25 protein-coding genes are annotated in these 23,370 nt (G+C 56.8%); 15 read left to right on the top strand and 10 right to left on the bottom strand.

What is annotated here, in order from left to right:
• The first annotated feature begins 2 nt into the window (after positions 1-2).
• From ABLV75_RS06170 to ABLV75_RS06140, 7 genes are read left to right on the top strand one after another with little or no spacing between them, the layout of a single operon-like run.
• Complete coding sequence (locus ABLV75_RS06170) at positions 3-320, top strand: TIGR03745 family integrating conjugative element membrane protein (RefSeq protein WP_009654415.1); 318 nt, start codon at positions 3-5, stop codon at positions 318-320.
• On the top strand, positions 320-673 hold the full coding sequence (locus tag ABLV75_RS06165) for a TIGR03750 family conjugal transfer protein (protein ID WP_032734415.1): 354 nt from the start codon (positions 320-322) through the stop codon (positions 671-673). Before ABLV75_RS06170 ends, ABLV75_RS06165 begins: the two co-directional genes overlap by 1 nt.
• Positions 670-1,329: a PFL_4703 family integrating conjugative element protein gene (locus tag ABLV75_RS06160; RefSeq protein WP_032734416.1), complete on the top strand. Its 660-nt coding sequence runs from the start codon at positions 670-672 to the stop codon at positions 1,327-1,329. Before ABLV75_RS06165 ends, ABLV75_RS06160 begins: the two co-directional genes overlap by 4 nt.
• A complete protein-coding gene (locus tag ABLV75_RS06155; RefSeq protein WP_032734417.1) occupies positions 1,326-2,093 on the top strand; it encodes a TIGR03749 family integrating conjugative element protein in 768 nt (255 codons plus the stop codon). The genes ABLV75_RS06160 and ABLV75_RS06155 overlap by 4 nt, the downstream gene beginning before the upstream one ends.
• Positions 2,090-3,385 carry a TIGR03752 family integrating conjugative element protein gene (locus tag ABLV75_RS06150; protein WP_032734418.1) on the top strand — a complete coding sequence of 432 codons (1,296 nt, stop codon included), beginning with the start codon at positions 2,090-2,092 and terminating at the stop codon, positions 3,383-3,385. Before ABLV75_RS06155 ends, ABLV75_RS06150 begins: the two co-directional genes overlap by 4 nt.
• Entirely contained in the window at positions 3,382-3,741 is a 360-nt protein-coding gene (locus tag ABLV75_RS06145; protein WP_032734419.1) for a TIGR03751 family conjugal transfer lipoprotein, read from the top strand. The genes ABLV75_RS06150 and ABLV75_RS06145 overlap by 4 nt, the downstream gene beginning before the upstream one ends.
• Positions 3,738-6,437 (top strand): conjugative transfer ATPase, encoded by a 2,700-nt coding sequence (locus tag ABLV75_RS06140; RefSeq protein ID WP_050595495.1) that lies wholly within the window; start codon positions 3,738-3,740, stop codon positions 6,435-6,437. The genes ABLV75_RS06145 and ABLV75_RS06140 overlap by 4 nt, the downstream gene beginning before the upstream one ends.
• Here ABLV75_RS06140 and ABLV75_RS06135 read toward each other — a convergent pair.
• The 3 genes from ABLV75_RS06135 to ABLV75_RS06125 all read right to left on the bottom strand — a co-directional run bounded on the left by ABLV75_RS06135 (position 6,410) and on the right by ABLV75_RS06125 (position 7,957).
• On the bottom strand, positions 6,410-7,270 hold the full coding sequence (locus ABLV75_RS06135; protein ID WP_032734420.1) for an HNH endonuclease: 861 nt from the start codon (positions 7,268-7,270) through the stop codon (positions 6,410-6,412). The genes ABLV75_RS06140 and ABLV75_RS06135 overlap by 28 nt on opposite strands.
• Before the next feature lie 33 nt (positions 7,271-7,303).
• The gene (locus tag ABLV75_RS06130; RefSeq protein WP_032670671.1) at positions 7,304-7,564 is read right to left on the bottom strand and encodes a helix-turn-helix transcriptional regulator; all 261 of its coding nucleotides are present in this window, start codon (positions 7,562-7,564) and stop codon (positions 7,304-7,306) included.
• 114 nt (positions 7,565-7,678) lie between these two features.
• On the bottom strand, positions 7,679-7,957 hold the full coding sequence (locus tag ABLV75_RS06125) for a helix-turn-helix transcriptional regulator (protein ID WP_032734421.1): 279 nt from the start codon (positions 7,955-7,957) through the stop codon (positions 7,679-7,681).
• 129 nt (positions 7,958-8,086) lie between these two features.
• Here ABLV75_RS06125 and ABLV75_RS06120 point away from each other — a divergent pair, with 129 nt between their 5' ends.
• The 5 genes from ABLV75_RS06120 to ABLV75_RS06100 all read left to right on the top strand — a co-directional run bounded on the left by ABLV75_RS06120 (position 8,087) and on the right by ABLV75_RS06100 (position 11,368).
• Positions 8,087-8,362 (top strand): transcriptional regulator, encoded by a 276-nt coding sequence (locus tag ABLV75_RS06120; RefSeq protein ID WP_032734422.1) that lies wholly within the window; start codon positions 8,087-8,089, stop codon positions 8,360-8,362.
• 109 nt (positions 8,363-8,471) lie between these two features.
• The gene (locus ABLV75_RS06115) at positions 8,472-8,993 is read left to right on the top strand and encodes a PTS glucitol/sorbitol transporter subunit IIC (protein ID WP_032734423.1); all 522 of its coding nucleotides are present in this window, start codon (positions 8,472-8,474) and stop codon (positions 8,991-8,993) included.
• Positions 8,990-9,364 carry a PTS glucitol/sorbitol transporter subunit IIA gene (locus ABLV75_RS06110; RefSeq protein ID WP_032734424.1) on the top strand — a complete coding sequence of 125 codons (375 nt, stop codon included), beginning with the start codon at positions 8,990-8,992 and terminating at the stop codon, positions 9,362-9,364. Before ABLV75_RS06115 ends, ABLV75_RS06110 begins: the two co-directional genes overlap by 4 nt.
• Positions 9,361-10,341 carry a PTS glucitol/sorbitol transporter subunit IIB gene (locus ABLV75_RS06105; RefSeq protein WP_032734425.1) on the top strand — a complete coding sequence of 327 codons (981 nt, stop codon included), beginning with the start codon at positions 9,361-9,363 and terminating at the stop codon, positions 10,339-10,341. Before ABLV75_RS06110 ends, ABLV75_RS06105 begins: the two co-directional genes overlap by 4 nt.
• A 10-nt stretch (positions 10,342-10,351) precedes the next feature.
• A complete protein-coding gene (locus ABLV75_RS06100; protein WP_032734426.1) occupies positions 10,352-11,368 on the top strand; it encodes a Gfo/Idh/MocA family oxidoreductase in 1,017 nt (338 codons plus the stop codon).
• A 79-nt stretch (positions 11,369-11,447) separates the two neighbouring features.
• Here the strand turns inward: ABLV75_RS06100 and ABLV75_RS06095 are convergent, their stop codons facing one another.
• The 7 genes from ABLV75_RS06095 to ABLV75_RS06065 form a co-directional block, all read right to left on the bottom strand.
• Positions 11,448-12,488 carry a ParB/Srx family N-terminal domain-containing protein gene (locus ABLV75_RS06095; protein WP_032734427.1) on the bottom strand — a complete coding sequence of 347 codons (1,041 nt, stop codon included), beginning with the start codon at positions 12,486-12,488 and terminating at the stop codon, positions 11,448-11,450.
• Between the two features lie 58 nt (positions 12,489-12,546).
• Positions 12,547-13,506: a fimbrial protein gene (locus ABLV75_RS06090; RefSeq protein WP_032734428.1), complete on the bottom strand. Its 960-nt coding sequence runs from the start codon at positions 13,504-13,506 to the stop codon at positions 12,547-12,549.
• A 17-nt stretch (positions 13,507-13,523) separates the two neighbouring features.
• Positions 13,524-14,528 (bottom strand): fimbrial protein, encoded by a 1,005-nt coding sequence (locus tag ABLV75_RS06085; RefSeq protein WP_071992000.1) that lies wholly within the window; start codon positions 14,526-14,528, stop codon positions 13,524-13,526.
• Entirely contained in the window at positions 14,525-17,056 is a 2,532-nt protein-coding gene (locus tag ABLV75_RS06080) for a fimbria/pilus outer membrane usher protein (protein ID WP_032734429.1), read from the bottom strand. The genes ABLV75_RS06085 and ABLV75_RS06080 overlap by 4 nt, the downstream gene beginning before the upstream one ends.
• An 11-nt stretch (positions 17,057-17,067) precedes the next feature.
• Positions 17,068-17,748 (bottom strand): molecular chaperone, encoded by a 681-nt coding sequence (locus ABLV75_RS06075; RefSeq protein ID WP_032734430.1) that lies wholly within the window; start codon positions 17,746-17,748, stop codon positions 17,068-17,070.
• 107 nt (positions 17,749-17,855) lie between these two features.
• Complete coding sequence (locus tag ABLV75_RS06070) at positions 17,856-18,368, bottom strand: fimbrial protein (RefSeq protein WP_032734432.1); 513 nt, start codon at positions 18,366-18,368, stop codon at positions 17,856-17,858.
• Positions 18,369-18,734: 366 nt separating this feature from the next.
• A complete protein-coding gene (locus ABLV75_RS06065; RefSeq protein ID WP_032718898.1) occupies positions 18,735-19,325 on the bottom strand; it encodes a tyrosine-type DNA invertase in 591 nt (196 codons plus the stop codon).
• Between the two features lie 213 nt (positions 19,326-19,538).
• On the opposite strand from ABLV75_RS06065, the gene ABLV75_RS06060 reads away from it, so the two are divergent.
• The 3 genes from ABLV75_RS06060 to ABLV75_RS06050 are packed head-to-tail and all read left to right on the top strand — an operon-like array spanning position 19,539 to position 23,343.
• Positions 19,539-20,471, top strand: coding sequence for a TIGR03756 family integrating conjugative element protein (locus tag ABLV75_RS06060; protein ID WP_071992002.1), 933 nt, complete (start codon positions 19,539-19,541; stop codon positions 20,469-20,471).
• A gap of 11 nt (positions 20,472-20,482) precedes the next feature.
• Positions 20,483-21,844 (top strand): integrating conjugative element protein, encoded by a 1,362-nt coding sequence (locus ABLV75_RS06055; RefSeq protein ID WP_032734433.1) that lies wholly within the window; start codon positions 20,483-20,485, stop codon positions 21,842-21,844.
• The gene (locus ABLV75_RS06050) at positions 21,841-23,343 is read left to right on the top strand and encodes a conjugal transfer protein TraG N-terminal domain-containing protein (RefSeq protein WP_032734434.1); all 1,503 of its coding nucleotides are present in this window, start codon (positions 21,841-21,843) and stop codon (positions 23,341-23,343) included. Before ABLV75_RS06055 ends, ABLV75_RS06050 begins: the two co-directional genes overlap by 4 nt.
• Positions 23,344-23,370 lie beyond the last annotated feature (27 nt).

Genomic DNA, 23,370 nt, shown 5'->3' with positions numbered 1-23,370 from the left:
TCATGCGCTGGCTTCTGTTACTGCTGCTCGCCACATTTAACGCCCTCGCTGACCTGCCGACGATGGAAGATCCGTCGCGCGGCCAGGGCAAGGGTATTATGGAGACGCTGCAGAACTACGGTTTTGATATCGTGGTCGTGCTGGCTCTGGGCATCTGCGCCGTCGGATTTCTGGTGGTAGCGAACAACTGTATCGCCACCTATTCGGAGATCCAGAGCGGACGCAAGCAGTGGAAAGATCTGGGCTCGATGGCGGGGGTTGGCAGCATTCTGCTGGTAATCATCATCTGGCTGCTCAACCAGGCCTCGGACATTCTCTGATGACGACAATCCCTTTCCTACCCGACCGCCTCAACCGTGAACCGGTGGTCTGGCGCGGCCTGACCACCAGAGAGTTGTTTCTGGCGCTGGCAAGCGGTCTTGGTGGTGGTTGCATATCCGGCATTCTGCTGGCCCTGCTCATCGGTTACTGGCCGTTGATCCCCGGTTTGGCGCTGGCAGGCGCGGCGTTGCTGATTCAGGGCGGTGGGCGCATTCTGGCGCGAGCCAAACGCGGTAAGCCCGACAGTTGGCTACCCTTAGCAATCCTTGCCTGGCTGGAGCGCCATCATCTTCGGGGTACACAACTGATCCAGCACAGCGATGTCTGGGTGGTACGCAGGAGTCCGCGATGAGCCGCTTTCGCCATGCGCTGGCCGAGCGCGATAACCATATTCTGACGCTGCGGGCAGTGATTGTTCTGCTGTGCCTGTGTCTGGCGGGCGTCGGCTACGGCTGGTACAGCGCGCCGCAAAAGCTCACCCTCTGGTTCCCGCCGGATCTGCGCAGCGGCAGCACTCGTCCGTGGTGGGAGGTGCCGCCCGCCAGCGTCTACGCCTTCACCTTTTATATCTTCCAGCAGCTTAACCGCTGGCCGGACAACGGCGAGGAGGACTATTCCCGCAACCTCCGCTCGCTGCGCGCATACCTGACGCCCGCCTGTTACACCCGCCTGGAGCATGATTTTCAGGTGCGTCGCAACGGTGGTGAACTGCGCGAACGGACACGAGGCGTGTATGAGCTTCCCGGCCACGGCTACAGCAGTTTGGTACATGATGGTGATAAACACCCTGTCCCGCGCGTCGAGACCTTAAGCCAGGACACCTGGCGGGTAACGCTGGACGTGGCAGTTGAAGAGTATTACCAGAACGAGCCGGTGAAAAAAGCGCTGGTGCGCTACCCGTTGCAGGTGGTGCGCTACGCCATTGATGCGGAGAAAAACCCGTGGGGACTGGCGATCGACTGTACCGATTCCGCTCCGCAGCGTCTGGTAGCGGAGGAGAAACAATGAAATACCTCTTCTTTGCTTTGTTATTCAGTCTCCCGGCCTTCGCCACGGAAGTGGTACAGTGGGAAAACATCCCGCTACCCGTCGCGCTGCATGTCGGGCAGGAGCGGATTGTCGACGTGGGTAAAGCAGTGCGCATCGGTTATCCCGCCACGCTGGAAGGCAAAGTGCGTCTGCAAAGCGCGGGCGGCAAGGTCTTCCTGCTGGCGAATACGGCGTTCCCGTCCACACGAATCCAGCTACGTGATACCGGCAGCGGCGAGCTGATCCTGCTGGATATTCAGGCCACCCAAAGCACTTCGCCACTTGAACCCGTGCAAATCAGCTATGCGCCGCAGACGCCAGCCACAGCAAAATCGCCCGTCCCGGTGACAGCATCAACAGAGCCCCTGCCCGTCCTGCTGGTACGCTATGCCGCGCAGAACCTGTATACCCCGCTGCGCACCGTCGAAGCTCTTCCCGGCGTCACACCTGCCCCTGTCCGGCTGGCGAAACGCATCACCACCTTATTGCCGCAGCAGCCTGTTACCGCCATCCCGCTGGCGTCATGGCAGGTTAACACCACCACCGTCACCGCCATCCGCCTGCAAAACCAGAGCGGACAGCGCATCACGCTCGATCCGCGCGAGCTTCAGGGGCAGTTCACCGCCGCCGCGTTCCAGAATGACTGGCTCGGCCCGCGTGGTCTGGCAGAAGATACCACCGTGGTGTACCTGGTGACGGAAGGCCCGGTTTCCCGCGCCCTGCTGCCGGAGCCGAAACCATGATGCCGCGCCAGAGTCTCCTGCTGAAAATCCTGCTGCCCGTGATTGTGCTGGTAACGGTATGGCTGCTGCTGCGTCCCGCCAGCAAAAACACCACTGAGAAATCCCCGTCCCGCAGCGTGGCAGCATTAACGCCGCAGGAACTGCGCGATCTGGGCATCGATGGCGACACGCCTGCCGATACCGTCGCCACGCTGGTCGGCCAGATGAAGCAGTACCGCCGCGAGCTTCAGGCTATCCAGAGCGATAATGAAAGCCAGCAGGCGCGCGAAAAGCGGCTGAAAGCGCAGCAGGCGACACTGGTATCAGAGTTACGCGGGGATATGCGCAGGCAGCAGGATCAGATGCGCGATGAACTACTGAAAAGCCAGCGGGGATTGCTGGATAAGCTCGACCGCCTGATGGCGAAACGCCCGGACGATATCCCGCCCGGTCTGGGGCTGACGCCCGGAGAACTGCCTGCCGACGTACAGCCGGATATCCGCTGGCTGGAGCCGCTGGATGCGCCCCCGCCCATGGATGAAAAGCTGCTGCGCGTCCCTCTGAAAGCGGCGGACAAACCGCCGCCAAAACCTGATGTGAAGATCTACACCCTGCCGCAGAACGCCACGCTGACCGGATCGGTCGCCATGACGGCACTGATTGGCCGCGTGCCGCTTAACGGCACCGTCAGCGATCCCTATCCGTTCAAATTGCTAATTGGCGAGGACAACCTCACCGCCAACGGCATCGAACTGCCGGACGTGGCGGGCGCGGTGGTCTCCGGCATCGCTTCCGGCGACTGGACACTCTCCTGCGTGCGCGGGCAAATCACCTCCATGACCTTTGTGTTCCACGACGGCACCATCCGCACCGTCCCGCAGGGCGGCAAATCCGGCAACAAACAGCAGGAGATCGGCTGGCTTTCGGATAACCAGGGACTGCCGTGTATTCACGGCGAACGCAAAAGCAACGCGAAGGAGTACCTGACCTCGCAGTTCCTGCTGGCGGGTTCCGGCGCGGCGGCGCAGGCCTTCGCCAATGGTGAAAGCACCACCGTGGTGGAGGACGGGAGCATCACCAGCGCGGTGACGGGCAACAACGGTCAGTACGTGCTCGGCCAGGCCATCGGCGGCGGATTAAAAGAAACCGCCGACTGGATGAAACAGCACTACGGCCAGATGTTCGATGCCGTGTACGTGCCGCCGGGCCATAAGGTGGCGGTACATCTGACCGAACCGCTGACCATCGACTACGAGCCGGAAGGCCGCCAGGTGAAATACCGGCAGGCCAGCAAGCCGGGAGGACTGGAATGAAATTTACCATCCTTATACTTCTGTTGTTACTGGCCGGATGCAGCACCTCGCAGGAGGAACTGATGCCGGTCGATCCTGATGCCAGCATGCTCTCACTGTGGCAGCAGCAAAGCGGTGGCAGCGCGGCCCTGCTGGATGCCCGCGCCCAGTTGCGCCGCCCGCCAGATGGTCCGGTGACACAACCCGAAGCGGACACCATCCGCAGCCAGTTCCCGCGCCTACCCAATCCGGATCTTGTGCTGTACGTTTTCCCGCACCTTAACGGCAATACACCGGTACCCGGCTACAGCACCGTCTTCCCCTTCTACACACGCCCGCAGTATGCGCTGCCGGGCGAGCGCCTGACGCCGCCATGAGTGAACGGCGCGGCCTGACCGAACAGGCACTGGACGCCAGCTATTGTAAAGGCCCGTCATTTGTCGACTGGCTGCCGTGGGTGGAGTTTTTGCCGGATTCACAGACGCTACTGCTGGAGGATGGCCGTTCGGTGGGTGCAGTGTTCGAACTGACGCCCGTTGGCACCGAAGGCCGCTCGACGGCGTTTCTGGAACAGGTGCGCGATACCGTCACTGACACCTTACAGGACGCCTTTGACGAGCATGAGCGCGCCCCGTGGGTGGTACAGTTTTTCTGTCAGGATGAGGACGACAGCGAGGCATGGCTGGAGACGCTGGCGGCTTATGCCGCACCGGAAATTCGCGATTCTGCCTTTACCCGCGAGTGGCTCACACAGATGGCAAACCATATGGTGAATCTCACCCGCGATGAGGGGTTGTTTCTCGATAACACCGTGACCCGTACCCGCTGGCGGGCGACGTGGCGGCGCACGCGGGTGGTGATATACCGCTGGCTTCCTGGTTTCTCGCCGGACGAACCGTCCCCGGAAGAGACGCTGAATAATATCTGCGAGCGTCTCACCGCCGGGCTAAAAGCGGCGGGCATCAGCGCAGTCCGTCAGAATGAACAAGCCATTCACCGCTGGCTGGTGCGCTGGTTTAATCCCGCGCCGCCCGTTGAAGATAAAAAAGCCTTCTGGCGACAACTGGATTTACCGGAAGCTGAATCCCAGCCCGTCATCACCGATTTCGCCGAACGACTGCTGACAAGCGAGCCGCGCTCAGATGCGGAGAACAGTGTCTGGTGGCTGGATAACCGCCCACATAAAGTGGTGGTGGTCGACCGCCTGCGCAAAGCGCCGCCACCCGGCCTGCTGACCGGAGAAACCACGCGTGGCGACGGTATCAACGCCCTGTTCGACCTGTTACCAGCAGGCACTATCATGAACCTGACGGTGGTGGTGTATCCGCAGGACAAACTGGAGCAGCACATCAGCCACCTTTCCGACCGGGCGATTGGCGACAATACCGATTCGGAATACACCCGCCGCGACTGCCGCGATGTGCGCAGCTACCTGAAGGACGGGCATAAGCTTTACCGCAGTACGCTGGCGTTTTACCTGCATGCGCCCGACACCGATACCCTGTTTCGCCAGCAGCGCCAGTTGCACAGCCTGTTGCTGAATGCCGGACTGGTGCCGGTGCAGGAACAGCATGAAGTCGCCCCGCTCAGCCACTGGTTACGCTGGCTGCCAATGTGTTTCGATCCCCTGCGCGATCCGCGCGGGCTGTATACCCGGCTCAACTTTGTGCAGCATATCGCCGGGCTGCTGCCGGTGTACGGACGGGAAACCGGCACCGGGCATCCGGGGATTTGCTACTTCAACCGCAGTGGTGCGCCGCTGTGCTTCGATCCGCTGAATAAGCTGGACCGTGCCCAAAACGGCCACCTGCTGCTGCTCGGCCCAACCGGGGCGGGAAAATCCGCCACCCTCAACGCCAAAATCGCGCAACTAATGGCGCTGCATCGCCCGCGCCTGTTTATCATTGAGGCCGGGAACTCGTTTGGCCTGATGGCCGACTACGCCGCCGCCCACGGCCTGACGGTGAACAAAATCAGCCTGCGTCCCGGCTCCGGCGTTACCCTGCCCCTGTTCGCCGATGCCTGGCGACTGGTGGAACAGGCGGTTACCGACGCCGAACCGCCGGAGGACGAAGAGAGCGAGGGCGACGACCAGCGAGACGTGCTCGGCGAAATGGAGATCACCGCCCGGCTGATGATCACCGGCGGCGAAGCAAAGGAGGATGCGCGCCTCACCCGGCCGGATCGGGCGATGATCCGCCAGGCGATTATCGCTGCCGCGCATACCTGCTACGAGGAAAAACGCCAGACGCTGACGCAAGATATCCGTGACGCACTATTCACCCTTTCCCGCGACAGCAGCCTGCCGGAAGTCCGCCGCCAGCGGGCATATGAAATGGCGGAATCCATCAACCTGTTCTGCGCCGGGTTTGAAGGCGAGCTGTTTAACCGCGAAGGCACGATGTGGCCGGAGGCGGATATCACTCTGGTGGATCTCGCCACCTTTGCCCGCGAAGGCTATGAAGCACAGCTTGCTATCAGCTATATCTCGCTGATTAATCATATTAATAACCTCGGCGAACGCGACCAGCATCTGGCGCGGCCAATCGTCAACATCACCGATGAGGCGCATATCATTACCGTTAACCCGCTGCTGGCGCGGTTCCTCACCAAGGGGTCGAAGATGTGGCGCAAACTCGGCATCTGGCTGTGGCTCGCCACCCAGAACCTGGCGGATTTTCCCGACGAGGCGAAGAAACTGCTCAATATGATCGAGTGGTGGGAACTGCTGGTGATGCCGTCGGAGGAGATTGAACAGGTGTGCCGGTTTAAGGCGCTGACCGAGGAACAGCGGCAACTGCTGCGCTCGGCAGTGAAGTCGCCGGGGCAGTATACCGAGGGCGTGGTGTTGTCGCCTCGGGTTGAGGCGCTGTTTCGGGTGGTGCCGCCAGCGCTGTATCTGGCGTTAGCTATGACCGAGAAGCATGAGAAGGCGGAAAGGATGCGGATTATGAAGGAGACCGGATGTAGTGAAGTGGAGGCGGCTTTACAGGTTGCCTTCACTCTTTGTTCTCTCAATCAAAATATCAAATATAAAACATTATCTCAATTCATGCGATACCAAGGGAAATAATCATACGAGCTATCATTTCCTTTTGAATTTTTATCAATCTGATTGCACTCCTTACATAACAGTTGAATATTGGATATATCATTTATTCCATATCTTGATAAAGGAACGATATGATCATAATTAGCTTCATTAAAATTATTTATTAGATGAGTTAAATCTTTTTTACATATAACACAAACTCCTTTATCCCTATGGAAAACAGCATTCTTCACCCATGATGGTATATTTTTCCTTTTCAATACCCCATTAGGCTTACAGCAACTATCATCTTCAAATACATCTTTATCATATTCCCTAACGCTGGCAATCATTTCATTGAACAGCTGGACGACTAATCTATTAGCGAATAAGACATAAAACACTTCATCTACAGTCTTTTCTAAATGATTAACAAAAACCTCATTTGACATGAAATGCTCTAAGAATGCTTGCAATGAATACTCATCGCTTTGGCTTAAAGCAATACCTTCACTAGACAAAAAACCCATATATTCCTGATACTTATTAAAGAAAGAAAACACACCACCATTTTCACTGTTAGATAACATTGCGAGTTCAAACTGGGTAAGCTCTTTGAATCTTTTATGTAGCTTTTGGATATTGCTCCATTCCAATTCTTCATAATATATATTAGATACTATAAATTCTATAAACGCATGGAAATGTGAATATTTTGGAAATGCTATTGAAAAGGATGTTACCCTTCCATCGCCATGAAAATCATTCAAACCTCCGATATATGAAGTTTGATCGCAAAGTATATTTTTCACACAATGGCAAAAATAATAAGTATCATGAAAAAGATACTCTTCAAATTGTTTATGCTTAGTCATAAATTTCAGCCTACTTCATGATTAAATAGTAATTCATCTAATTTTTTTTATCTTTTTGAAGAGAGCAAGCACTTCTTCGGCAAACTCATCATCTACAGTGTAGAAATAACACTCAGGGACATCCAGCACTCGAGCAAATTCACACACCAGCTCAAACGTCGGCTTATGCGTACCATTCTCATAATGCGATAACCGCGAGTAAGCCGTAGCCTCTTCTATACCAGCGAGTACACCAAGCTTTTCCTGGGTCAGCTTTGCTCGCAAGCGAGCTTCTTTTAGTCTCTTGGGGATCATACCGTGCGTCCTGTAAGGATTTCACGGTAATCTTTAGCATTGCTCAAGAATGTTTATCTTTAGACTTCATAAAGATAGATAACCATAACACAAAGAGAGCGTTAACAAGATCAATTAACTTAAGCGACCCTTTTTCCACTGAACCCGTTTTCCACCGTAAAGTTTCAGCATCGCATCAGCAAAGCCGTCATCCAGTGTGTAGAAGTAACCTTCAGGCACATTGAGAACTTCAGCAAATCGACAAACCAGCTCGAATTTAGGTTTATGCCTGCCATTTTCGTAATGGGACATTCTCGAACTACCCGTTTCTTCAGAAATTCCTGCTGCAATAGCCAATTCTTCTTGTGACATATCGGCTAACTCTCTCGCAATCCTCAGACGCTTCGGAACCATAACCCTGTCCTGTTAGTGGTTATATTGACAGCATCTTTAGCATTCCTTAAGATGAGTTATCTTTAGACTTCCTAAAGGACGAATAACGTACTGTCTTAACTGGTTTTAGACCTGAGAGAGGTAAACGAAATGGCTAAAAAAGACTGGCACCCCGCCGACATCGTTGCCGCCCTACACAAGCGCGGTACCAGTCTGGCGAAACTATCGCGGCAAGCGGGACTGGCCTCGTCAACGCTGTCGAATACCCTGACGCGCCCCTGGCCGAAAGGCGAGTGGCTGATTGCCATCGCACTCGACGTGCATCCGTCTGAAATCTGGCCCGGCCGTTACCTCAATTCCAGTAACAAACGTGAACCCCGAAAACCGCTTCACCCCATGACAACAACCGACAACTCCGGGACATAACGACCCGCGCTGTGAGTGGCAGGACGCATTAACCAACGACACCTGACAGGAGAGTTGTTTATGCACACCGAACCACAACCCACAATCAACCTGAGCACAGGAGGCCGCCATGTTTCTGGTCTCCCTGGCTGAAGGCTTTATCCACCTGTTCCAGGCGGCAGGCAAAATCTTCCTCAACATGATGACGGGGCTTATCCCGATGCTCATCTGCCTGCTGCTGGCCATCAACTTCCTGATGAAGCTGGTCGGGACCGTCAGAATGGAGAAAGTCGCCGCCCTGCTCGGCCGCTCGCGCATCCTCACCTACGGCATGCTGCCGGTACTCGGCTGGTTCTTTATGAGCAGCCCCGGCGCGCTCACTTTAGGCAAACTCCTGCCCGAAAAGAGCAAACCTGGTTATGAAGATGCACTCGGCACCACTGCCCATCCCCTCACCAGCCTGTTTCCCCACGTGGTGCCATCGGAACTGTTCGTCTGGCTCGGCGTCGCGGCCGGGGTTAAGGCGCTCGGTCAGCCCGTCACCTCGCTGGCGCTGCGCTATATCGCCGCCGCCATGCTGATTGGTTTAATCCGCGGGATTATCACCGAGTACCTGTTCCTGCGCTTAAGCAAACGGGGGAATGCGCCATGATGATTTACTGCGCACGTATCGTTGCCATCGGGCTGTTCGTCGCTGATGGCCTCACCGACAAAATGCTCATCACCTTCGACAGCAACGGGCCGAAGGACTGCCTTGATTACTCCCTGTCGCTGGAGCCGTCGTTCCGGGAAGAGAGCCTGATGATACTCCCCGGCGACCGCCTGATGCTGGCAGGGCGTGATTATCTGGTGACTGCCGTCGGCAAGGGGGCACAACAGGCGCTGTTTGAACTCAGCCACCTGACGCTGGTGTTCAACGGTGACCTGAATCCCTGCCACGTCGGCGCGGTTCATCTCTCCGGCCCGGTGCCGAACCTGCGTGACCTGCACGGCAATCTGGTGATTGAGGAGGGACGACCATGAACACGGTACTCATTCCACCCGGTCCCGGCGGCTACGGTAAAGGGCTGTGGCTGCCCGTTGGCAGCGGCAAAAAGGTGCTGTCGCTCACCGGGCGGGAAATCCATCCCGTCGCGATAGAAATCGGCGCACTCACCGAATCGGAAATCGTCAACGGCTTCGCCAGTATTCCCCCGGATGAGGAACTGCTGTGCGTGGTAATTAACTGCGCCGGGTCCCTGCGCTGTGGCCTGTATCCGCAGAAGGGCATCCCGACCATCAACGTGCTCCCCACCTGGCGGGCAGGACCGCTGGCGCACTTTATTACCGAGGATAACTACGTTTCCGGCGTCACGATGGAACAGCTGGTTCTGGTGGATACTGCCGAAGCGCCGGACGGCGAGCCTGAGCCAGTTCCATCTCCGGAGCCAGTCATTACCACCGCTCCGCCACCTCCCCATGGCGCGGAGAAGCTGGTGCGCATGATCGAGCGTACCGGCACCGCCGTCGGCCACGTTATCGCCCTGCTGTTCGCCGCCAGCCGTGAGGCGGTGGATGTGTCGCTGCGCAACGTCATCCCGTTTATGGCCTTTGTCTCACTGCTGATTGCGCTGGTGCAGGAGACCGCACTCGGCAGCCTGATTGCCCATGCCCTGACGCCGCTGGCGAACTCGCTGTGGGGGCTGGTGCTGCTGTCGCTCATCTGCGGCATTCCGTTCCTCTCCCCGGTGCTCGGGCCGGGCGCGGCCATCTCGCAGGTGATTGGCGTGATGATTGGTACGCAGATTGGTGCGGGTGCGATATCTCCGGCCTTCGCCCTGCCCGCCCTGTTTGCCATCAACGTGCAGGTCGGCTGCGACTTCGTGCCTGTTGGCCTTTCGATGCAGGAGGCAAAGCCGGAGACCATCGCAAAAGGTGTACCCGCCTTTCTGCTGTCGAGACAACTGACCGGACCGCTGGCCGTCATCATCGGCTGGCTGTTTTCCCTGGGCTTATTCTGAGGACTCAACGATGAACAAAATCAGAGCCGCCGTGGTGGGCGCAGGTATTTACGGCAAACACCATATGAATGCGTACCGCCATAACCCGGACACGGTACTGGTCGCCATCTGCGACACCGTTACAGAGCGCTGCGATGACCTTGCCATGGCCTACGGCGTGATGGGCTATACCCGGCTGGATGTCCTGCTGCAGGAGGAAGCCATCGACGTGCTCTCGGTGGCGACACCTGACCCGTACCACACTGAATCCATCCTCACCGCCCTGCGCCACGGCAAGCATGTACTGGCGGAGAAACCGCTCGCCACCTCGGTACGCGAGTGCGAGCTTATCGTGGAGATGGCGCAGCAGCGGGACCTGCTGGTCGGCGTCGATTTCCACAAACGCTGGGACCCGGCAGTAATGCGCATTAAGGCCGAACTGGAGAAGCCGGAAGCCGGGCGTATCCTGCGCGGGCATATCAGCATGGACGATGTCATCAGCGTGCCGACGGAGTGGCTGGACTGGGCGGGCGCAAGCTCCCCGGTGTGGTTTCTCGGCTCACACTGCTTTGACCTTGTGCGTCACCTCTCCGGCCAGGAGGTGGTGTCGGTGTATGCCGTCGGGCAGAAGCGGCTGATAGTTGAATGCGGCCTCGACACCTTCGACAGCGTGCAGAGCCTGCTGACGATGGCCGATGGCAGTTCGTGGGTGGTGGAAAACTCGTGGGTGCTGCCGGAGGGCTTCCCGAAGGACAACGACGGGCGCATCGATATTCTCTGCGAGGCAACGTATATCCGCAGCACCTCGCAGCATCGCGGGCTGGAAATCACCACGCCGGGCATGACGCTCACGCCCAACAGCTATTTCATCAACTACCGCAACGGTGTTGCCAGCGGTTTTGGTATCGACCCGATCAATGATTTTGTGCGGGCGGTCATACATAAAGCGCCGTACCCGGTCACCGCGGTGGACGGACTGGCGGTCAGCCGTATTTGTGAGGCGGTACACCAGAGTCTCGAAAGTCAAAAAACAGTGTCATTAAAATAGTCGGCCAGCAGGGATGCTGGTATCCGCAAGCCCGTTTACTCTGTTTCCCTAAAGAATGCCGCCATTTGTTATCCTTAATTCAGCATTCATCGTTAACGCCATTAAGTACCCTGTTCCGATAGTCTTCCAACTGATGCCGTTGCAGATAGCTTTCTAACTCCTGTGCCCAGCGTGTTCCTTCGCCAAGCGTCGCGCGGCTATGGGTTGAGGCATAAAGATAGCGTGTGTCATAAAGATTAATCAGCGTCTGATTTACACCATCGATTTTGCACTTAGGATTTTTGAGCTGCTGTTCTAAAGCCCGGACAATACGGGCACGATGGTCTTGATCGGTAGCAAAATCCCGTTCCTGCAATTCGCTGAGCACCAGAAATGAAGGTGGAATTTCTTCTGCAATCGCTGCCTGTAAACGATAATGACCATCAAGAATAACAAATGATCCCAGCCCTGCTATATACCAGACGAGTACCGGAGGCAGCGCACCCTCACGGCTTTTTTTACGCCACCATTTCAACCTTCCGGCATCAGGTTGTATCGGATAACGTCCGAGTAGCAGGCTACCTCCCCACCACCAATCCACTAATCTGACTTTGTCAGGATTGACCAAATCAGGAAAATATTCGCCGTAGAGCGTCCAGCTACAGCCGATATTCCCGCTGCTTTCTGGGGCATCAAAACGCCAGCTATTTACAGGAACACGCTGTCCGGATAATTTTGGTAATGGATATTTGGCCTCCATCGGCCTTATCAGCCATCGGCGAGGAGACAGAAGAGGCACTGGCGCATTCATTAAATGCCGGGAAAAATAGCGACACCATTCACCTGTCCAGGCCCGTTCGCCTTTGCTTTTAATCCCCTCAATATCTTCAGATGTGACAGCCGGTAATAATGTCTGGCAAGCGGAATGATCTACATTAAACACCAACCAGACACCGGAATGATCTTTCAACATTGATGCCCAGAATAATGTCTTCCCGGAGACCTGTAGCACCATTCGCCCATACCGACCACTTAGCATTTCCATTGCCACGTCGGTCCTCTGGCTGCTCTTGAGTATCAGCTCCAGACCCTGCCAGTTATTATTGCGATCAAAAAGATCTTTCCACCAATATTGGGTCATTATCATCTTCCCTGATAAACAGAGGGTTAGTCTAAAACCTTTAAAATTGTTCAGGTAGCTATTTATACGTCAACGTAAACGTCGCCGTGGCATTGGCGGGCCCTGCCGTCACCGCTGAGGCCGTCTGGTAATAACGCGCCTTGAGCTGAACGGTCTCCATCCCGCCATTAGGCGAAGTATAATAATCCTTTACCTGCCCGAACTGCGCCGCACTGTTGTCCGGCGCGAAGTAAAGCTGAACCCCAACGCCCGTCGCCGCGGTACTGCCGCTTTCGGAATCGATGGCCATCACGCCTGGCGCATTCGACGCATCCCGGGTGGCATCAATCTGTACATAAATATGCGCGCTTTTATTGCAGTCCAGCACGATATTAAATCCCTTCCAGTCCGTGGTGTAGCCGACGCCGCTGAACTCCCGCTTGTTGTGATCGCCAAGCTGGACCGGCTCATCCACCGATGTTACCGAGCAGGCGGCAGAGGTGACGGTGTTGGTTCCGTTTAGCGTGATGTTAGCAAAGTAAAACTGGTTGACGACCGAAGCGCGCGCCAGTACCCCGTTGGTTAAGGTGCCACTGGTAATATCCCCGGTTTTTATCAGTTCCCCCTTGATCCCATCTCCTGGAATGGAGGCCCATGAGCCCCCGGCATTGTAGGGATAGCTGGCTTCATACGGCAGTACTTTGCCTGATTGAGCAGTGGTCAGGCGTAAACCCACTCCGACGAGATTGGTATTGTAGACGCCGTTGCCATAGCCACTCAGCGTTCCCCATTGCGTCAGCTCCCAGCGAGCGGTCCAGGCCTCCCGCTTGCAGCCCGCGATGGCATTACCGTTGTTATAAGCGCCGGTCACCGTCGTCGCGATGACGCTGCCGATCGGCGTATCGCGCTGAACAACCACATTGCCGAAGTTCAGATAGCCCGGCACTTCTCCGGACACACCGCTGTAAAAGGAACAACTGGCCTCAACCAACGGCGCAATAGCCATTATCAGTAATAATAAGCAGATGATTTTTTTCATATGTTCATCCCGGGCGGTTACTGGTAAGTCAGCGTGAAGGTCGCCGTGGCGTTAGCCTCACCAGCCGTAATCGCGGAGGTCGTCTGGTAGTAACGTGCCTTAAGCTGCACCGTTTCAGAACCCCCATTGGGCGAGGTGTAATAGAGTTTCGTTTGCCCGAACTGCACCGCGCTGTTATCCGGCGCAAAGTACAGCTGGACGCCGATCCCCGTCGCCGCCAGATCGCCAGCCGCGCTATCCAGCTTCATCACACCAGCGATATTCGACGGATCCTGAGTGGCATCGATCCGGACGTTGATGCGGGAACTTTTGTCACAATTGAGTTCGATATTGAAGGCTTTCCATTCGGTAGCCGAACCAGTTCCGGTAAATTCCGATTTTTTGTGTTGGTCCAGATTCACGTCTACATCAGGGGTATTCACCGTACAGGCGACGGTCGTGATTTGCCCCCCGGAAAAAGCGATAGGGATTTCATTTGACCACTGCGCATTCTCACGAGTCCCGGCTATAAAACGCCCCAGGTTACCGCTCAGCGTTCCCGGCGTGATATTGCCGGTTTTGATCAGCCGGATCCGCGCCTGATCGTTAATCGAAGGATGGTACCCCGAACTGTGGCTGGTCTGGGTGGTGAAGACCTGTGACTGGCCGCTGGCAATACCGGTCCAGTTATCGGGTAAAGGGTTGCTGTCGAATGACGTGCGGCCTTCAAAAACGAATCCTACCCCCGCTACATTGGTGTTAAACACCGCCTCACCATTCCAGGTGACGCTGGCCTTTGAACCCGTATTTTTAATACCCGCCACAATAAGATATTGCGTTGTGCTGTCGTAATTACAGTTCTGGTAGGCCACGCCCTGGTTAGACATCAGCCAGTCACTGATAGGCTGCCCAACTACCGCGTCCCGCTGAACCACTATGCTACCGGGGCTTATTGAGAAGCTCCCCGATGCGGAACACAGCGCCCATGAAGCCTGGCTAACTGTCAGCCCGACCAGAATAATCATCCATCGCCACATGTTCATTTTCCGACCTCAAGGCATTCCTGACTCGCCGCCAATACCGGTGGCTGGTTTTCCTGTTCCGGCAGCCGGTAATGCACCACGCACTGCTGCGCCCCGTTCCAGCTAACCGCGATCTCACCTTCATCCGGCACGCCCGTGAGGTACACCTGGCCGTCGTCGCCAACTATGCCACTGCCGCCCTCTTTCAGCTTCGCCTGCGCGCCGAACGGCACCGGCAGCCCGCGATACAGCAGCGTCATCAGCACCCGTCGTCCGACGCGTGTGTTGAACTCCGCCATCACCACTGCACCCTGCGTTGGCGTCACGGTCTGCACGGCGGTGTCGATATCCACCTCATCGTCCAGCGTACTGGTATCCAGCGCAATACGGTTTTTCTTGTACGGGTTGACGTACGGCACCACCGCATAGCCACGTCCGTCGGTGTAAACGCCGGTGTTGTTCTGCACCTTCGCGTCATCCGCGCCCGGAGCGCTGACCACCGCCAGCGACTCGCCGAGCGGCTGGGAAAGCGTCATCCCATGCGGGTGAACCACCACGCCGCCTTTCAGGCCGTAGTTAACCTGCTGCGAGTCATCGTCATAGTTGTAGCCGCCGGTGATTTCCCCCTGGCCGCCTTTGTAATCCGCATTGATATTGCCGGAACCACCGACGCCATGATTGGTGTAGCTCTGCTGGAGGCTGTAGCTTAAGTTGTTGTCAGCAAGCAGGGTGCCATTGAGCCCGGCCTGCTGGCGGGTATCACCATGTTTAGCGGTGTTGACGCTGTAGCTGGCCCAGGCGTTATTTGCCGCCTCACCGGAGAGGAATTTACTGAGCGGCACCTGGATATTAAAGGCCAGTTGCTGATCGGCAGGCTGGGTGCTTTCCGGGTAATCGCTGTAGCTGTAGGTGATGCTGTAGCTGATCCCGTTAATATTCCCGTTCCAGCCGGTGCTCAGGGTGCGTTCATAACCGTCCTCTTTCCAGTAATCCTGCTGGTAGCCGGAGACAAAAATCGATCCGTAGCTGCCTACGCTCTGGCTGAGATCCAGCTGAAGCCGCTGGCGTTTGTTGTATGTCATCCGCCAGCCATCATCGCTGTCCGAGCGCAGATCGTTCGCCTCCTGGAAGGTGTAGAAACCCTCCGTGGAATAGCGGTAGGCCGCGAGCGTGAAGCTGGTATCGGTGGTCTGAAAATCCTTCGAGTACTGAACCCGGTACGACTGGCCGTCGTGGGTTTCATCGTTGTTGAGGGTGGTATGCGCGGCGGTAATATCAGCCGAAAGCGAACCCAACTCGCCAAGGCCAAAACCCAGCCCCGCCGCGCCAGACTGGTAATCCTCCGAGTACAGCGTACCGCCATAAACGGTGATGGCATGCGGCAGGCCGTAAATCGCGGTCACCTGGCTGAACTGCGGTTCGTCGCTGTCCTCATTGCCGCTCCGGTACTTCCCGGCGGTGAGGGCATATTTCAGATGCCCTTCACGCTGCATAATCGGTACCGCAGAAAAAGGCTGAATGAAGGTACGTTCGCTGCCATCGGCTTCTTTGATGGTCACTTCCAGGTCACCGCTGCCCGAGGTCGGGTACAGGTCGGTGATGGTAAACGCCCCCGGCGCAACATAGCTCTGGTAGATGATGTAACCGTTTTGCTTAATAGTCACCTGGGCGTTCGATTGTGCGATACCGCGGATCACCGGAGCGAACCCGCGCAGGCTGTCCGGCAGCATGTTATCGTCGGAGGCAAGCTGCGCACCGCGAAACTGCACGCTGTCAAAGATGTCCGACGGGGTGTAGGTGTCGCCGAGCGTGAGCTGCCCTTTCAGGCGCTGGATATCCCGCTGGAGATAGGTGTTCACCGAATCCCAGTGGCTGCCGTTTTCGTCATCGTAATTCCAGGTGGAATAATTGCGCAGCCGCCACGCACCGAGGTTCAGGCCGCCTTGTAGGTTAGCGTAGTAGTTGTCATCAGAACCGTTTTCTCCGTTGCGCCAGGTATTGCTGCCGCTGAGGTTATAGTTCAGCAGCGCGGCAGGCACCCCTTCGTCCCATTCAGACGGATCCACCGCGCCTCTGGCGCTGGCATCCATTGCCGCCTGCGGGATACTCACATTCAGCTGCAGCTGGCTGAAACGCAGATCGGTGGTGGCCATCGGGATGTAGTGACCAATATTTTCCAGCGGCTTTTCAGGAGGCAGTGCCGCCAGCGCGGGAAAGACGTCCGTTTTGACGCCCCAGGCTTTCAGCATCGTGGGCGTGACCTGCGCGTTGAGCTTTTTGTCCGGCCCGGAGATAAACGCAATATCCTGCGCCTGTCCCTGCCGTTCACCATTCACATAAACCGTGACCCGGTAAGTGCCAGGTAGCTGGCCGTCGGCTTCAGCAAAGGTGGATAAATCCGCCACCGGCTGGCCGGGATTGTCGATCTCCAATGCATGAGGGTTGAAGATCTCACGGGCCTCCGCGTGACGGAAATACCCCAGCAGCAGAACCATCACCAGCAGCAACGCCAGCAGAAATACCATCAGCCGGGAAGTTGGATTTTTCATCTCTTCCTCCCTCACAGCCTGCGGCTTTCAGTCTGGCTGACGCCGCCGTAGTCACTGATGGCCTGCCAGCTCACGCTGGAGACAGATGCCGAAGGGAGCGTGAAACTCACGCTGCCTTTCGGCGGCACCATGTCCGCGTCTTTAATCTCCTGCCCGTCCACCTTGAGGGTAAATAGCGTGACGTAATAAGAGGTAGGGTTACTGATGGTAAGGCGGTTGCCGCTGCGGGCGACGGAGAGCTGGTGATAAGCGGTCTCGGGCCGACCTTCCAGCCCGGCGGGACGGTAGAACAGCTTCAGGCGCGACTTCACCACCACCTGCAGCACATTGGTGCGGGGTTTACTGTCATCAGTCGCGGGGATGGATTTTACATTCAGCCAGAAGACCGACTCCCGGTCCTGCGGCAGGTTTCCCCCGGTACGCACAATGCGCAGGATATTCTCTTCACCCGGGTTAATACGAAACAGCGGCGGGGTAACGATAAACGGCGCTTTCACATTTTGCTCACCGCTGTCCACCCAGCTTTGTACCAGATAAACACTGGATTTCTCGGGATTACGAATGGATGCGGAGGTCTCTTTTTTATCTCCGTCATAAATGACGCGTGTGCCGCCAATCACTATTCCGGCCTGTGCCTGCACGGTGAAGGAGGCCAGCAATAGCGCCAGCGCAACGTCTGCATACCTGTTCATCTTGTTATCTCCGGGCGAAAAATACGCATCCCTGCGAAACGTTCCCTGTTATGCGGCGGTACACCGGGTAGGATGGGAGGAGGAATGTACCCCGCGACGGCACAGCGTTATTTGTAGTTAATGGTGAACTGCGAGGTACCGTTCGCCGTGCCGGTTGTGACCGCGGTGCCGGTAGAGACATAGCGAGCGATAAAGTCCAGCGAATTGGTGCCTTCTGCCAGCGGGTAATCCGTCGATGCCGTATGCAGCGGGATCGCGGTGCCATTTCTGTCGGCAATTTCGATACCCACACCGGTAGCGATCCCGGTGCCGCTATCCAGCGCCAGCAGATTCTGGTTTACGCCATCAGAGGTACCGTCAAATTTCACATTTGCCCCTGTTACGGTGTCAGGGCAATCACTCAGGCTGAGCGTGAAACGCGTAGGTGCCGCCTTCATCCCTGCAGCACCGTTAAGAGCGGTCTGCGCGACGTTGCCTAAATCAACCGGTAGATTTTGTGAGCCGGTATCGACGGTACAGGTTTGATCGGTAATGCTTCCGGTAAAATGAATGGTTCCGTCAGCGGCTAAAGCGTTACCCGCCACCAGCAAAAAACACGCGCTTAACATCATTTGTTTCATACAGTTCTCCTTGTGAACAATCGTTCAGGGCTCAGCCCTGCTTCACTCTGGCGGTGAAAAAACCTACGGGAGACTTTCCCGTTAGTGCCAGAGTGGTGAGTTCAGAAGAAAATCTGGTGGAAGATGACAGTGAAAAATAAAATGTCAGCGCTGGCTGAAAAGAACGGTCGGAATGGCATAAAACAGTAAAGCGGTGAGCGAATGAAAACTGGCAACGTGAACCTCTAAAGCACGTTGCCAGCAAGGGCCAGAGGAACATCATATATCTGCTACGTTTTATTTTTATTTAAAAACAGAGAGATAATCCGTTATCAAAAGGGGTCTCAGAAAAATTTTGACACTTTGCTAAATTTTTCTGATACTACTTTACATTCTGGCACTAATTGTGTGGTTTTCTCTCATATTCCCCCAAACATTCATAAACCTCTGCGTATTTGTCGCCGTATAAATCACCGTATGCCGGATGTTCCGGTGCCCCAGATAATCCTGTATCAGACGCGTATCACGCCCCAGATCCGCCAATGCGTAGCCGCATCCGTGCCTCAGCATATGGGGATATGCTGAAATGCTGACGCCGCCCAGTTCGCCGTAACGTCTGAGCAATAACCTGACCTGGTGGCGCGATAGCGGGCCTCCTTTCTGCGACAGAAAAAGCCAGTCGCTGTCTGCCTCCCGCCAGCGGCGGCGCACCTTTAGCCAGCGCATCAATGCGGGCAATTCGGCATCAAACAGTGGATGCTGCGTTGAAAGACTGTTTTTGAGCCGTCGGACATAGACCGAACGCCCGACCAAATCGATATCCGACAGTCGCATCCCACACAGTTCACTGACCCGCAGACCGTGTAAAAAACACATCTGAATCAGGCAGTAATCCCGCTCAAAATGGATCCCTCTGTCCGCTGCAAGCAGTATCTGCCCCACTTCATGGCGGGTCAGATGTTTTCGTTTTACTGGCATAAGCCTTGCTCCTTAAACACAATAAAAAATGAAGAAAAAAACAGGCCGGAACCACTTTCGTAGCCCGGCCTGAACCACAGAATAACACCAGAAAGCCCGGCAAAGGTTGATGACAGACTCAACAATTTTCACGGGCTGGTTCCAGTTTTCAGCAGTGATCGTATGAGCATTGCGCTACACCCGGCAGAAGAAAACTCTGTTGCCGGAGGCGTTATGCCAGACCGCTTTCCTCTTCTGCTGCCCCTGATGCTGTGCGCCGCTTTCCCGCTCAGAGCCATTACCACGCCGGAAATTGCCGCTTCCACCCTGTCGCCGGACTGCGTGAACTACAGGGTTGTCGGCCTATGCTACTGGCTGTACTGCACGCCGTTCGGCTGTACGGTGCGCACGTCGGTGAAGGTCAGCCATTTTCGTCCGGATCTGGTGGTGTCGGCTTACAACAACACCGGGCAGAATCCGTGGACGGAGATGTCTCTGCTCAGCCCGGCGTTACCCGGCATTGCTGAAAGCGGTGGCGACACTCATCCCCGCGCCGCAAACCAGCACAGCAAAATTCGCTTTAAGAATGCCGATGCCATCGGCTTCCCGGCGGGTGATGAACTGGCAAAATTTTTCACCCAGTTTGGCTATATCTGCTCACCTTCATCGCAGCCTTTTCAACCGTACTTTCTGAGTCAACTCGATACGCTGGCGTGGCGCAGCGGTGTGCCGGAAATGACCTGGCCAGAGGCGCTGACGCCGGGCATGCGGGAAATCGGTCAGAACGGCGATATGTGGGGCAATCTCTACCCGCGCGCCGGAGCCATCAGCCAGACGCACGACTATAAAGCCGCAGCCGTTATCGCCCAGCGCGTGGCCGATCTGGTGACGCGTACCGGGCAGTCGCATATCTACACGCCGCTGACAGCCTCATCGCGCGCCGGGTACTGGCCGCCCACCCCGGTTATCGAAGGTGACAGCGATAACCATCGCTGGCAAATGCTCACGCCGAAAAAATCCGCCGCCTGTTCGGTGTTCCCGGATGGCCGCGCCACCGACACCTACGCCGACAAGCTGGCGGAGGATGGCGCGTACGCCTGGACACTGTGGCGGCCCTATAAATGCTGTCCGCGCCGGGGGCAAACCTTCCTCGGCAGTACGGGTTAACGGAGGCGGTGATGAGAGTCCTTTGCCTAGTCTTACTGTTTTTCTCCTGGGTTTGCGTGGCGGCAGACAACTACAGCTTCCGCACGCGAGGCGCGGTCGACGACCTGCTTTACTATCAGATTGGCGGCGGCGAGGCGGTCATGCCGCCTCCGGTACGCCGTAGCCCTTCACCGCTTAACGTGGGCATTGGCTGGAACGCCGATATGATGTGCGGCAATTTCGACATCAACACCACGGTGCGTAACCAACTCAACGGCATCACCGACGGCTTCCAGCAGCTAATGGGCAACGTCATCCAGAGTGCTACCGGGGCGGTTGCCAGCCTGCCCGCGATGATTATCCAGCGCGCCAATCCGCAGCTTTATGATCTGCTGACCAACGGCGTGCTGCAGGGGCGGCTGGATTTTGATAAGTCGCTGCTGAACTGCCAGAAAATGGCGGAGAAGATGACCGATTTAGCGGCCGATTCCGCCTGGTTTTCCGGAGCCAAAGCGGAGAATTACCAGTCCCTCGCCGCCAGCGACAGCGACGCCATCCGCACCGACCAGAAAGCGGCAAAAGAGGCTGCCGAAAAGGGTAAACGCTGGATAGGTGGCGAAAAGCGAGGCGGCAAAGGCCAGCCGCCGATTAAGGTAGTCCATGATGCCACCGCCGCAGGCTGGAATATCCTCAACCAGCAGCCTGCCACCAGCACCATGTCTCTTGCCTCCTACGAATGCGACGGAGAACTTTGTAGCACCTGGACATCCCCTGAAGAGGCCGCCGGATGGATGACCCGCGTGGTTGGCGAGCAGACTATCAGCGTAGCGCAGGTCACCGACGATCCGGAGGCACGTTCCGGCGCGCAGGCGGGGATCGGCCTGCATCCGCTGATCGACGAAGAAAAGGCGAAGATCCTGCCCCTCCTGACAGATCTGGTTAGTGGCAGTCAGAAACCCGGTTTCGACAATCTGGCGAAAGCCTCCGGCGGATCCATGCAACTGACCCGCGGCGTGGTCGAGGCACTGCGCGACGATCCGGACGCCACCGTCCTCACCGAACGGCTGGCGGGAGAACTGGCGCTGGCCCGCGTCACCGAACAGGCGCTGCTGGCCCGGCGCACGCTGCTCGCGGGCATGCGCGAACCGAATATCGCCAACGTCAAAGAAGCGCAGGACAGCTTAGGCAAAACCACCGCCCAGCTGGATGAAGAGCTGAGCCAGCTTAAGCTGGAACTCGATTTCCGCCAGGCGCTGACGCGCAATACCGCGAGCCAGATCCTGCAACGCAAACAGCAGCGTGACCAGCTTCAGGGGCAGGCAGTGGAAGTGCCGGACGACAGCGACCGCCGTCTGCACAACCTCAATAACCCGCAGCCGGACAGTCCGCGATGACCGCCAACAGCTATTTCGAGTACGTGCTCACCCTGCTCGGCTGGCTGGTGAACAACGGCGTGTGGCAGACGCTGACCGCTACCGGGTTGTTCGCCCTGCCCCTGCTGGCAAAACTGGTTGCCCTGTGGCTGAAAGCGCGCGGCCAGGGGGCCGATGAAGGCAACGTCGCCCGCCTGCTGGTCGTCTGGGTGGAGCACTCGCTCTACAGCGCCCTGCTGGTGATCCTCTTCGCTGGCGTACCGTTTCTCAATGTTGATATCAATACCCTCACCTACGACAGCCAGCGCACGAAGCAGTGCGGCTGGTCGGTGGTACAGCCCGGCGATTCCGGCTATGCACCTTTGATTAATGAACTCAGCGGTCAGAGCGCTTCCGTGCCGGTATGGTGGTACTTCACCCACGCGCTGGGCAAAGGCGTCACCAGCGCCGCCGTCGCAGTGCTGCCCTGCAAGCCGGACCTGCGCCAGCTGCGCTTTGAGGTGCAGCACACCCGGATCGCCGATCCAGCGCTGGCACAGGAATTACAGGATTTCGTTAACGACTGCTATGGGCCATCGCGCACGCGCCTGAAACGGCTGGGTAGCGATATCAGTGAGGAGCAAAGCCGGGAAGTGGACTGGATGGGATCGTCTTTTTACCTCTCCACGCCTGGCTATTACGACCATGATCATTCCCGCTCACCCCGTGCCGCCTGGCCTTATGACGCCAGCCGCGATGATGGCCTGAGCAATACAGGTGGCGGAGGCTATCCCGCGTGTAAAGAGTGGTGGTCCGATGGTGATGCGGGGCTGAAAAACCGCCTACTGAAGCAGGTCGATACCACGCTCTGGCAGCAACTACAAAAACTGGGGCAGTCGAAAGACGAGTATGAAGAGGCGGTACTGCGCTCGCTGGTGAGCCAGCGCAATATGCAGGTGTCACAGGGCGGGCTGGTGTACAACGGGTTTGGCGGGAGTGCGGGGGATAATCTGAGCCAGACGCAGTTCTTGAGTCGGATCGGCGGGATTGTCGGTGCCGGGCTTTCCAGCTACGCCCTGTTTCCGGCATTTGATAATGTGCGCCAGGCGCTACCGATGGTGCAGGCGTTCCTCGAAATGGCGCTGGTGATTTGTATTCCGGTGATCCTGTTGTTCTCGGCATGGGATCTTAAAACGGTCATCACGCTGAGCTTTGTTCAGTTCGCCCTGTTATTCCTTACCTTCTGGTGGGAACTCGCCCGCTGGCTGGATAACTGGCTGATGCAAATGATGTATGACAGCGATACTCACTCGTATTTCAACCTCTGGGGCCTGCAAAACACCTCCGACGATCTGATTGTGAATATCATTATGGGGGTGATGTTCCTGGTGTTACCCGCATTCTGGCTGGGCGCGCTAACGTGGGCAGGCGTCAGGATCGGCGGTACGGTCGCCGGAGTGATGGGCAGCGCGGTCGGCGATATCAAAAGCGCGGGAGGACAGGTCGGGAAAATGATCGTCAGTAAAGCACGTATTCCCTGACGTTCTCATCCCGATGTTGTGACAAAC

The sequence above is a fragment of the Klebsiella sp. CN_Kp066 genome (assembly GCF_040065135.1).
GTDB classification, from domain to species: domain Bacteria; phylum Pseudomonadota; class Gammaproteobacteria; order Enterobacterales; family Enterobacteriaceae; genus Klebsiella; species Klebsiella oxytoca.
The sequence above is the reverse complement of the archived record's forward strand: the minus strand, read 5'-3'. Positions and strand labels throughout refer to the sequence as shown.